General features: G+C 34.1%; 10 protein-coding genes and 1 pseudogene. 6 read left to right on the plus strand and 5 right to left on the minus strand.

The genetic code is table 11. The annotated features are described in order from the left end of the window. The 5 genes and pseudogenes from ABYI63_RS12655 to ABYI63_RS12675 all read right to left on the minus strand — a co-directional run. Window positions 1–588: pseudogene (locus ABYI63_RS12655) on the minus strand (hypothetical protein); the annotation flags it as partial. A gap of 92 nt (window positions 589–680) precedes the next feature. After that, entirely contained in the window at window positions 681–1,358 is a 678-nt protein-coding gene (locus ABYI63_RS12660) for a Crp/Fnr family transcriptional regulator (protein ID WP_372756716.1), read from the minus strand. A gap of 49 nt (window positions 1,359–1,407) precedes the next feature. Then, window positions 1,408–2,247: a universal stress protein gene (locus ABYI63_RS12665; RefSeq protein WP_372756717.1), complete on the minus strand. Its 840-nt coding sequence runs from the start codon at window positions 2,245–2,247 to the stop codon at window positions 1,408–1,410. Between the two features lie 90 nt (window positions 2,248–2,337). After that, the gene (locus ABYI63_RS12670; protein WP_372756718.1) at window positions 2,338–3,393 is read right to left on the minus strand and encodes a response regulator; all 1,056 of its coding nucleotides are present in this window, start codon (window positions 3,391–3,393) and stop codon (window positions 2,338–2,340) included. Then, window positions 3,393–4,634, minus strand: a complete 1,242-nt coding sequence (locus ABYI63_RS12675; protein WP_372756719.1) for an ATP-binding protein — start codon at window positions 4,632–4,634, stop codon at window positions 3,393–3,395. Before ABYI63_RS12675 ends, ABYI63_RS12670 begins: the two co-directional genes overlap by 1 nt. A 210-nt stretch (window positions 4,635–4,844) precedes the next feature. On the opposite strand from ABYI63_RS12675, the gene ABYI63_RS12680 reads away from it, so the two are divergent. The 6 genes from ABYI63_RS12680 to ccoG all read left to right on the plus strand — a co-directional run bounded on the left by ABYI63_RS12680 (window position 4,845) and on the right by ccoG (window position 12,373). Continuing rightward, window positions 4,845–7,220 (plus strand): heavy metal translocating P-type ATPase metal-binding domain-containing protein, encoded by a 2,376-nt coding sequence (locus tag ABYI63_RS12680; RefSeq protein WP_372756720.1) that lies wholly within the window; start codon window positions 4,845–4,847, stop codon window positions 7,218–7,220. Window positions 7,221–7,379: 159 nt separating this feature from the next. Next, window positions 7,380–7,547, plus strand: a complete 168-nt coding sequence (ccoS, locus tag ABYI63_RS12685; protein WP_372756721.1) for a cbb3-type cytochrome oxidase assembly protein CcoS — start codon at window positions 7,380–7,382, stop codon at window positions 7,545–7,547. A 32-nt stretch (window positions 7,548–7,579) separates the two neighbouring features. Next, the gene (gene ccoN, locus ABYI63_RS12690) at window positions 7,580–9,769 is read left to right on the plus strand and encodes a cytochrome-c oxidase, cbb3-type subunit I (protein WP_372756722.1); all 2,190 of its coding nucleotides are present in this window, start codon (window positions 7,580–7,582) and stop codon (window positions 9,767–9,769) included. A 9-nt stretch (window positions 9,770–9,778) separates the two neighbouring features. Next, a complete protein-coding gene (locus ABYI63_RS12695) occupies window positions 9,779–9,964 on the plus strand; it encodes a CcoQ/FixQ family Cbb3-type cytochrome c oxidase assembly chaperone (protein WP_372756723.1) in 186 nt (61 codons plus the stop codon). Further along, entirely contained in the window at window positions 9,961–10,878 is a 918-nt protein-coding gene (locus ABYI63_RS12700) for a cbb3-type cytochrome c oxidase N-terminal domain-containing protein (RefSeq protein WP_372756724.1), read from the plus strand. Before ABYI63_RS12695 ends, ABYI63_RS12700 begins: the two co-directional genes overlap by 4 nt. Window positions 10,879–10,948: 70 nt before the next feature. After that, complete coding sequence (ccoG, locus tag ABYI63_RS12705) at window positions 10,949–12,373, plus strand: cytochrome c oxidase accessory protein CcoG (protein ID WP_372756725.1); 1,425 nt, start codon at window positions 10,949–10,951, stop codon at window positions 12,371–12,373. Window positions 12,374–12,516: the final 143 nt, after the last annotated feature.

Raw genomic sequence — 12,516 nt, forward strand, 5'->3', positions numbered from 1 at the left:
AATCATACTGTGACTTATATCAATCATCAAAACAGTACTCATTTGTGATTTATGCAAAGTTTCTTCAACGACCAAATCGTCTTCAGACAATTTAAAATCACCGATTCCGTGATTAATCTGTGCGTTTTTTAAACTTTCAGTAACCGAAACTTTATCTAAACTATCACCAAATTGATACGCTCGAAAATCGCCGGTATGTTCATCACCAAGACCTGGGCTTTTGCTTTTATGATTTCCTTGTCCGCTACGTTTAATCTTACCAAATATTTGATCTAGAGCTTGTTGCCTAATCGCGCGTTCGGTTTTTGAAGTAATAGCCATTGCTCCTTTCCCATCCGGATCAATTTCTTCTCTTATGTAGCCTTTCGCTTTAAGATCTTCAATAAAATCGTCGATGGTATACTCTGGTGTGGTAAGCTTGTATTCTTTATCTAATTCGCGCAACCAACTTATGGCTTCATCAAAATCACCCGAAGTGTGTGTGATTAGTTCCTTGAAAATATCGAATAATTTATCGAACGGCGACTGGTTTGGCGCTTCGTATTTTTTAAATACAAAACCCTTTCTTAAAGTATTCTTGTCTTTCATAGCAAGCTAAAAATACTTTATTTTTTGTCAAAAAATGCTAAGGAATTATTAATTTTTTCTATGACAAGAACCAATATACTTATAGGTTTAAGCTATACTACCCTACTTAAGCCTATCAAATCATCAATTTTTATGTGCTTCCCTTTAGTAGAAATAAGGTTTTCTTTTTTAAATTGAGAAATTACTCGAATAGCAGATTCTATAGCAGTACCAACAATATTGGCTAAATCTTCACGAGACAATAATACGCTTAAAGTCCCATCTGGATTTGTACCAAAGCTATTGTGAATATAGATTAAAGTTTCTGCTAAACGCTGTCTTACCGATTTTTGAGCCATATTCACAATTATGTTATCGGCTTCTCTTAAATCTTTGGCCATTTCTTTTAGTACATCAAAGGAGAATTTTGGATTTTTTTGTAAATCAAAAATAATTTCGCTCTTAGGAATAAAACAAACCTCCATATCATTTAAAGCAGTAGCTTGTAGATTTGAAACCTCATCAGAAACCATAGAACGTTGGCCCAGTAAATCACCTTTAACAACGATTTTAACGATTTGATCTTTTCCGTTGGAACTTAACTTAGACAATTTACAAATTCCTTCTCTGACGCAATAAATTCCATTGAGAATCTCTCCTTCCTCAAAAATAACTTCGCCCTTTTTAATTGTAATTGATGTTCTACAGTTAGAAATACGGACCAACTCATCTTTTGATAAAGATTTTAGTGCATTAAATTGTTTTATTATACATTGTTCACATTTACTCATAATACTGGATTGAGTGTTGACTATAAAAAAACATTTTCATATTAACCTTTTAATGTAACATTAAAAAAGGAATATTTTTATAATAGTTAATTTCTTTTATTGAGGGCTGATACAAAATTTTCTGAAAATAATTCAGATTTTTAGCTAACATCGTAATTAAATTAATCTCTCTGCTATCTACAAATTCTTGTATGGCCTCTTCAATATAATTATTGGTTAAAAATTCGAAACTATGTTTATAGTTGGCAAAATAGTCATCCAGATATTCCTTATTTCGCTGCTGATCCTCATTAAGTTCCATGCCGTTTTTATTTACATGTAACACCTTCACACTTGCATCATTCATTTCCACAATATCTGCTAAAGGTTGTAAGGTTTCTGCTTGATAAAAAATTGAAAAATCGGTAGGAAATGCAATCTGTTTTGTAGGTGCGTACCTTGCGTTTTCTGGCACAACCATGGTGGTGCATTTTACCTTTGTTATTACATTACCTGCATTACTCCCTATTGGAAGTTTTTTTAAACCCGAATCTCCTTTAGTTCCCATAACTATAAGGTGAATTTTTCTATCTAGAACCTGTTTCCTAATAGAATCTATAATATAACTAGAATCTGAAATTGCAAAGAACCTATGTTTTTGGTTTTCTGGAAAATCTTTTTTAATCCGACTTATAACTTCTTGTAAACGTTGTTTTGAAGGAATAAGTATTGTCTCATTGTGGCTATTTTTATTTGCAAAACGGTAATTCTCTGAGTCTGGTAATACAACAGGTTTATCAACATGTAACAAATAAAAGCTACATGCTGTCTTACTGAAAAATTGCAATGCATATTCAATTGCATTCCATGCGTTTTCAGAAAAATCTGTGGGTATTAAAATATTCTTCATGCCAATTTACTACTTTCTGTAAACAAAAGTAATGGCATGAGGTAAAACCTAATATGACCAATATCATAATTGGGAATTATTCCCCAAAAACTAAGTGATTTGCTGCAATTTATGGATGTCTATTATCCTAATATTCCTTCCTTCAATTTCAATTATACCCATTTCTTTAAAACTTGATAGGGTTCTAATTAAACTTTCTAAAGCAATTCCGGCCACACTGGCCAAATCATTTCTTGATATTCGAATAGCATCATCTGTTCTACGATTCAGTTTTTCTGCAAATTTTAAGATGGTTGTTGCCGTTCTCTTTTTTACCGAACTATAAGCCATTTGCAGTAATTGGTCTTTTACCACCAGAAGATCGTCTGTTAACAATTGGATAAGTTCCAAAGTTACACCGTGGTTACTAGAAAGTATATTTTTTAATTCATTTTTAGAAAGAGCTACTAGTGTTGAATCTTTAATAGCTGTAGCAGTTTCTTGATAAGGCATGTTTTGTGTAAAGGATGTATAGCCAAATAAATCATCTTCTTTAAAAAGAGCTGTGGTAAGATCTTTACCTTGCTCATCTAATTTATGGCATTTAACTAAACCGGTTGTAATTAAGTAGATGTTATTAGAATTTTGTCCTTCTTCATAAATTGTTTCTCCCGAATTAAAGAATACTTCCTTACCGTTATCATCGAAGAAATTTTTTAAATCATTAAGCGTTCTAATTTCATCTTCAGTACTATTAGCCTCTAAATTCTCTGTTAGCTCACTCCTTTCTTTTAAAATAGAGGCTTTTGCCAATCTACTTTCTATGGCACTTATAAGCTCCTCTTCTTCAAATGGTTTGGTAATATAATCATCTGCTCCCAAATCCATACCTTTTCTAACATCTTTTCGTTCTGTTTTAGCCGATAAAAAAATAAAAGGAATATGTTTTGTGTTTTCGCTTTTAGATAGCCCTTCTAAAACCCCATAGCCGTCTAACTCTGGCATCATAATATCGCAAACTATAATATCAGGCAAGCTGTTTTTTGCTATTTCCAAACCCGCTCTACCGTTTGGTGCCGTTAAAACTTCATAATCAGACAACTCTAATAATTCTGCTGTGTTTTCTCTTAATATAATGTCGTCTTCAATTAGTAAGATCTTTTTCATTACTTTGCTTTATTTGGTATTATAATTGTAAACACACTTCCTTTGTTTTCTTCACTTTTAAAGCTTATAGAGCCGCCTAAATTTTCTAGGTGACTTTTTACTATGTTAAGTCCGATACCAGTTCCCTGGGTAAGTAGTGCGTTTTCGGCTCTAAAATAACGGTTAAATATTCTTTTTTGATCATTAATAGGAATTCCAATCCCATTATCTTTTATAACGAAAGAAGTAAATTTATCATCCTGTTCAATTTCGATATCTACAATGGTGTTTTCTGAAGAATATTTTATAGCATTGTGCACGAGGTTCGATAAAGCCAATTCAACAATTTTTTCGTCTTGATACAAAGAATAATCGTCGATACTTTCAGGGTAATTAATTATTTGTCCTTCTTTTAAAAGCATATTAGCATTATACACTACTTCATTCACTACTTTACTTATTTTAAAAGTATTGAACTTGTAATTAATTTTTCCTGTTTCTAATTTTTCAATAGATAAAAAATCGTTCAGAATGTTATTAAGGTAATGTACTTTATCTGAAATTGTTTTTATGTGCTTATCCCGTTTGTCTTGCTGTTCGGATAATTTGTATTTACCTAATAACATAGCAGAAGTTAAGATCCCACTTAAGGGGGTTTTAAATTCATGAGAAACTAATGACAAAAACTTAGTTTTCAACTCATTCAGCTCCTTTTCCTTTTTAAGGGCATCTTTAGTTTTATTTTGGGCTTCTATACGTTTTTTAATTTCGGCGTCTCTGTCTAGATTTACAGCTTTTAAGGCTTCCACCGTATTGCTTAACTCTAAAGTGCGTTCAAAAACCTTCTTCTCTAACTTCGTGTTTAATTCTTGCAATTGAAGTTCTTGTTGCTTACGTATAGAAATATCAATAACCAAAGCCATTACAAAAGTCTCTCCATTAATCTGTAAAGGATTTAAACCGGCCTCTACTGGAAAAACAGTTCCGTTTTTATGCGCTCCATACAAATCGCGACCACGCCCCATTTGCCTACTTTCCTTCTGCTTCAAAAAACCTTCTACATGCGCACCGTGTGTAGCATGATGTTCTTGAGGAATTAAAACAATCAAATCCTTATCAACCAACTCACTCTTATCGTAACCAAACATTCGTTCTGCAGAAGCATTGGTTAATATGATTTTCTGGCGGGTGTCCACAACAATAACTCCCTCAGACACTGCTTCAAAAAGCACATTAAAAATATCTCTTTCGTTTTGAAGCATTACACAAATAGATTTTTAGAATTACTTAATAACACCAAAACTACCAATAATTTTATTTCATTAAAGAAATGCACCTTGGAATTTTGTTTATAATATAAAGTCATACCTCGAGTTTGTAGAGCCGTAAAATTAGGCAAAATATGACATATATCATATATTTTAATACATCAAATTTAAACTTTTGTAACAGGTATAAATGAGCACAAAATTATGAGCAAAAGCACGTGTTTTCACTGTGGTTTAGATGCTACATCTTCTAATATTATTTACGACGACAAAACCTTCTGTTGCCAAGGTTGCAAAACCGTATATCAGATTTTTTCTGAAAACGATTTAACCTGTTATTACGATTTACAAAATGCCCCCGGAGCAACCCCCAAAGAGATTGATGGGAAGTTTAATTTTTTAGACAACACTAAAATAGTTGATCAATTATTAGAATTTAATAACGATAACACGCAAATCGTTACCTTATTTATTCCGCATATTCATTGTAGTTCCTGCATTTGGATTTTAGAAAATTTACACAAATTAAACCCTGCCATAAGTGCATCAACAGTAAATTTTGGTAAAAAAACAGTTCGTATATCTTTTAATATTGAATTAATTTCGTTAAAAAATTTAGTTACTCTTTTAAGTAATATTGGTTACGAACCTTTTATAAGTCTAGACGATTATAGTATTGGCAAAAAACATGTAGACAGATCGCTTATTTACAAATTAGGAATAGCTGGGTTTGCATTTGGAAATGTTATGTTTTTATCATTTCCTGAATATTTTGAACAACAAGAATTTTGGTTAGACCAATACAAACATCTTTTCAGGTGGCTGATGTTTGCTTTTTCTCTACCGGTGGTTTTTTATTCCGGCAACGAATATTTTATTTCGGCCTACAAAGGACTTCGTGCCAAAATTCTAAATATTGATGTGCCCATCGCTTTGGGTATAATCGCTCTTTTTGGAAGAAGCACAATTGAAATTATTCTAAACATTGGCTCTGGTTTTTTTGATAGTTTAACAGGCCTAATTTTCTTTTTATTGCTAGGGAAATTTTTTCAGCAAAAAACATATAATTTTTTATCATTTGAACGGGATTACAAATCGTATTTCCCAATTGGAATTACTAAAATAACCGCTGAAGGGAATGAAGAATCCATTCAGGTTTACGACATTCAAAAAGGAGACCGCTTACTTATTAGAAATGAAGAACTCATCCCAGTTGATTGCATTCTAATAAAAGGAAAAGCACTTATTGACTATAGTTTTGTAACCGGTGAGTCTGAACCAATCTCAAAACAATCGGGTGATAAATTATTTGCAGGAGGGAAACAACTTAATGGTATTATTGAAGTAGATGTTCTAAAATCTGTGGAACAAAGTTACCTTACTCAACTTTGGAGTAACGATGTATTTAAAAAAGATAAAGAACTGTTATTCACAAACATCACAAATCGTATAAGCAAGCGTTTTACAGCTTATGTACTATTAATTGCTTTTGTTTCAACCTCCTACTGGTTATATGCAGATTCTAGCAAAGCCCTCAATGTTTTTACATCTGTCTTAATTATTGCATGCCCATGTGCTTTGGCATTAGCAGCACCTTTCACTTTTGGAAATATGCTTCGCATTTTGGGTAAGAAAAAGTTCTATCTTAAAAACGCTACTGTTATTGAACAGCTATCAAAAATAAACACCATTATATTTGATAAAACAGGCACCATTACAGCCAACAAAGAAACTTCAATTCAATATGAAGGCATCACACTCTCTGAAGAGGAAGAAGCGCTATTAAAAAACACTTTACGAGGTTCTAACCACCCACTAAGCAGATCTCTTTACCAACTTTTAAAACCACACAACATTGTTACTTTAGATACTTATGATGAGCATTTAGGCAAAGGAATTGAAGCAAATTACAAACAAGCTTCCATAAAAATAGGTTCGGCGCCGTTTGTAGGTTTTGCTTCTAACACCGCTTCTTTAAACACCAGTGTTCATGTTAGTACTAATAATATCTATAAAGGAAAATTCACCTTTTATAACGCTTACCGAAAGGGGCTTTCTAAATTATTCAATAAACTAAAAAAGGACTACGATTTGGTCATTCTTTCTGGTGATAACGAGGGCGAAAAAGAAAACCTAACCAAATTACTACCAACAAAAACCAAGTTATTGTTCAATCAAAAACCAGAAGATAAGTTAGAGTACATAAAATATCATCAAACAGAAGGCGCTAATGTTCTAATGGTTGGTGATGGATTGAACGACGCAGGCGCTTTGGCACAAAGTAATGTTGGTATTGCAATTTCGGAAAATGTTAATGTGTTTTCACCTGCTTGCGATGCTATTCTAGATGCTTCAAAATTCAATCACTTATATCGATTTATTAAGGCAGCTAAATCGTCGATTAAAATTATTAAATGGAGTTTCATATTATCATTCACCTATAATTGCATCGGATTATCCTTTGCGGTTACCGGACAACTGGAACCCGTAGTAGCAGCCATTTTGATGCCTTTAAGCTCCATTACAATTGTAGCTTTTACAACCGTTGCTACCAATATTATTGGCAGGAAATTAGAATAGAAACTGTTATTTAAATAATAGTTTCCCAATGAACAAAACAAACAATAACCCTAAGCATTTGTAAATAAACAGCATGGGGTGTTAATAAACCAAAACATGACAAAAGTCATATTTTAAAAACAGGCATGAAGTTACTTTTGGCCTTAACTTCAATTAGGTATGAGCGTTATATACATTTTATTAGCTGTAAGTATTTTTGTTGCCATCGTGTTTTTTATCGCTTTTATACTTGCGGTAAGAAGCGGACAATATGATGATAGCTACACACCATCTATTCGAATCCTATTTGAAGACGAACTTGTTAAAGAAAAACCTAAAAAGAACTAATACTAACCAATTAAAAGATTAATTATTCAATTATGGAGATGCAACAATTTCATTACGATAATAAAATCGTTAAAAAATTCATCTATGCTACAATAGTCTTTGGTGTTGTAGGAATGGCAGTAGGCTTACTACTGGCATTTATGTTTTTATTTCCAAACCTAACCGACGGTATCTCATGGTTAAGTTTTGGGCGTTTAAGACCCCTACATACCAATGCCGTTATATTTGCATTTGTGGGAAATGCCATGTTTGCTGGTATTTACTATTCGCTTCAGCGTTTGCTTAAAGCACGTATGGCCAGCGACCTTTTAAGTAACATTAACTTTTGGGGTTGGCAATTAATTATTGTTGCTGCTGCCATTTCGCTTCCCCTAGGTTACACTTCTTCAAAAGAATATGCCGAATTAGAATGGCCAATTGATATTGCCATTGCTCTAATATGGGTTGTTTTTGGAGTAAACATGATTTGGACCATTTTAAAAAGAAGACAACGCCATTTATATGTTGCCATTTGGTTCTACCTTGCCACATTTATTACCGTAGCTGTACTTCATATTTTTAATAGTCTGGAACTTCCGGTTAGCGCTTTAAAAAGCTACTCTGTTTACGCTGGTGTACAAGATGCCCTAGTACAATGGTGGTATGGACACAATGCCGTGGCATTCTTTTTAACTACACCCTTTTTAGGTTTGATGTATTATTTTGTTCCTAAAGCAGCCAACCGTCCGGTTTATTCTTATAGATTATCTATTGTTCATTTTTGGTCGTTAATATTCATTTATATCTGGGCTGGACCTCACCACCTTCTATATACTGCTTTACCAGAATGGGCTCAAAATTTAGGTGTTGCTTTTTCCGTAATGTTATTAATGCCTTCTTGGGGTGGTATGATAAACGGACTTTTAACACTTCGTGGTGCTTGGGACAAGGTGCGTATTGATCCTGTATTAAAATTTATGGTAGTAGCCATTACAGGTTACGGTATGGCAACCTTTGAAGGCCCCACCTTATCACTTAAAAACGTAAATGCTATTGCCCATTTTACCGATTGGATTATTGCACACGTACACGTTGGCGCATTAGCTTGGAACGGATTTATGGCATTTGGTATTATTTATTATTTAATTCCTCGCTTGTTTAAAACCAAATTACATTCTATTGGTTTAGCGAATTTACATTTCTGGTTAGGCACCTTGGGTATCATTATGTACGCCCTGCCACTTTACGTTGCTGGATTTACCCAAGCTAGTATGTGGAAACAATTTAACCCTGATGGAACGCTTGTTTACGGAAACTTTTTGGAAACTGTTACCGAAATCATGCCAATGTATTGGATGCGAGCTATTGGTGGTTCGTTATACATTCTGGGGATGTTCATACTGGTTTACAATGTAATCATCACCGTTAAAAACGGAAGTAAAGTTGAAGATGAATTGGCTGAAGCTCCTGCCTTAGAACGTGTTACCAACAAACGAACCGCTGGAGAAGGCTGGCATTCATGGTTGGAAAGAAGACCTATTCAATTAACCATAGGTGCAACCATTGCCATTTTAATAGGAGGAATTGTTCAAATAGTTCCAACTATTATGGTAAAATCAAACATTCCTACGATAGCTAGTGTTAAACCATATACACCTTTAGAATTAGAAGGACGCGATATTTATATACGTGAAGGATGTGTGGGTTGTCACTCACAAATGATCCGTCCGTTTAGAAGTGAAGTTGAACGTTACGGGGAATATTCAAAAGCAGGGGAATACGTGTACGACCATCCATTTTTATGGGGAAGTAAACGTACAGGACCAGATTTACATAGAGTTGGCGGTAAATATTCCGACAACTGGCACTTTAATCATATGTATGATCCGCAAAGCACCTCATCGGGCTCTATAATGCCTCGCTATCCTTGGTTAATTTCAGATGAACTCGATAAATCGGATACTGAAGCTAAAATGAGAGCAATGGTTGCATTAGGAGTTCCTTATTCTGACCAAGAAATAGAAAAAGCGCAGGAAAGCATGCTGGAACAAGGAGCGCAAATAGAGAAAAACTTGTATGCTGACCCTGATTTTGTAAAAGCTTATGAAGCAGACAAAAAATATTCGGCCGATAATGGCGAAGCTTTTATTGAAATGAAAAATCGCGAAATCGTAGCTGTAATTGCTTATTTGCAACGATTAGGAACCGATATTAAGGTAGAAACAGCTAAAACTAACCAATAATTTAAAAACATGTTAAAATTTGTAAAAGGCTATATGGATAGTATTGATGGCATCGAAGTATTCCCCATCATCTCATTACTTATATTTTTCACATTTTTTGTAGGTCTTTTTTATTGGGTATTCACCGCAAAAAAGGAGTACATAAAATCTTTAAGTAACATGCCATTAGACAACCAAAACGACCAAATATTATGAGAAAATTTATTCCATCTTGGGTAAGAGTACCCCTTGTATTCTTTATTATTTTCGGAGTTGTAGAATACGTTATTGATTCGGGAGAAAAACCAGCATTTGTAGAATATCCTGCTGTATTATTATTTCTTTTATTAGTACTTCTTATATTAATTGCAATTGAAGCAATTGTTGGTGCTCTAGAGAATGTGATGCTTCACAAGTTAGATGAAGAAGCTAAAGCTCGTTTTATAGCTAAAAAAGAAAGTGGTTATGAATTTACATGGTTAAAAAATGCCTACATCAAAATGTTAGGACAAAAACCAATGGAAGTGGAACACGAAATTATCTTAGACCACAATTACGATGGCATAAAAGAATTAGATAATAACCTACCTCCTTGGTGGATTTGGGGGTTCTACATTTCCATAGTATTTGCAGCCGTTTATTTATTAAGATTCCATGTATTTAATGGTTACACGCAAATTGACGAATTAGAAACAGAATTAGCCGATGCCAAAATTGCTATTGAAGCATACAAAAAAACTGCTAAAGATTTGGTTGATGCAAATACCGTAGAATTACTAACCGATGCATCGGATATCAGTGCAGGTAAAGCAACTTTCGAAACCAACTGTGTGGCTTGCCATATGGCTGATGGTGGCGGTGGTATTGGACCAAATTTAACCGACAACCATTGGATTTTAGGGGGTGGTATAAAAAATGTGTTTCATACGATTTCTGAAGGAGGTCGATCTGGAAAAGGTATGATTGCATGGAAAGCTCAACTTAAGCCTGCACAAATAGCACAAGTAGCTAGTTATGTATTGAGTTTACAAGGCACAACACCTGCAAACCCAAAAGCTCCTGAAGGTGATGTTTGGGGTGATAACATAGCTGAAACACCCGTAGAAACTCCTACCGATTCCATACAATAATGACTAATTAATAGCAACCAAGCCTTTCATTACGAAGCCATTTTTAATGAAAGGTTAAATCATTAAGGCCTTGAATAGCGAAGACAACGAAATATTTAGAGACTCCATTAGCACTGTTACCAAAGAGGGTAAACGAGCTTGGGTTTTTCCAAAAAAACCAAATGGTAAATTTTATAAATACCGCAAATGGGTTAGCTACGGTTTATTAGCATTTCTATTGGCTTCGCCATTTATTAAAATAAATGGAAACCAATTTTTAATGTTCAATGTATTAGAACGTCGGTTTAATATTTTCGGTTTTCCTTTTTGGCCTCAAGATTTTTATTTGTTTGTTATTTCCATGTTAATTGGAGTTGTTTTTATTGCACTTTTTACAGTTGCTTTTGGACGTATCTTTTGTGGATGGATTTGTCCGCAAACCATTTTTATGGAAATGGTTTTCAGACGTATTGAATATTGGATTGAAGGAGATAGGTCCAAGCAAATTCGATTATCCAAACAACCTTGGAATGCAGAAAAAATAAGAAAGAAAGGAATAAAACTATTTATCTTTTTGCTTATTTCATTCCTTATTGCAAATGTCTTTTTGGCCTATTTAATTGGCAGCGACAAACTAATTCAGTACATAATTGACGGACCTTTTAGTCATTTAAACACGCTTTTATCCTTATTCATTTTTACAGCAGTATTCTATTTTGTGTTTGCTTGGTTTAGGGAACAAGTTTGCATAATAGCCTGCCCATATGGAAGGCTGCAAGGCGCTTTATTGGATACTAAGTCTATTGTGGTGGCTTACGACCATAAACGTGGTGAAGGCGAAAATGGCAGAAAGAAATATAGAAAAAACGAAGATAGAACCGCTTTAGGCTTTGGCGATTGTATTGATTGCTCGCAATGTGTACACGTTTGCCCTACAGGTATCGATATTAGAAACGGTACGCAACTAGAATGTGTAAACTGTACAGCTTGCATTGATGAATGCGACCATATTATGGAAAGTATTAACTTACCAAAAGGTTTAATAAGATACGCTAGCGAAGAAAATATTATAAACAAAACACCTTTTAAGCTAACAGCTAGGATGAAAGGCTACATTGCTGTTTTAACCATTTTAATTGGCTTGCTTACAGGTATGCTTTTTTTAAGAAATGAGGTTGAAGCTACGGTTTTAAGATTGCCAGGACAATTGTATGAACACAAGGAAAACAATATTATTAGTAATGTTTACACCTTTAAACTTGTAAATAAAACAACCAAAGACATTGAAAATGTTAGTTTTAAATTATTGTCGCACAAAGGCACTTTAAAATTGGTTGCCACAAGTAGCAGTTTAGACGTTCCTGGTCAGGGCATATCCAAAGGGACTTTGTTTGTTGAAATTAATAACGCGGCGCTAACTGGTGATAGAAATAAAATAAAAATTGGTATTTATAAAGATGATACGCTTATTGAAACCGCCACGGCTAACTTTTTAGGGCCAAGAAGTTTTAGATAGCAAACGTTTTTAAGCCACAAAATGGAGGTACAAAGTTAGTTAAAGGATGCATTAGGGATTGAAGTGAAAAGCCCACAGCGAGGAACGAGCGAGGACTTGTAACGGAAAGCCCGGCCCGATAGGGAAATGCCATAATAATTAAA

The organism is Mariniflexile sp. (assembly GCF_041583155.1).
In the GTDB taxonomy this organism is placed as follows: domain Bacteria; phylum Bacteroidota; class Bacteroidia; order Flavobacteriales; family Flavobacteriaceae; genus Mariniflexile.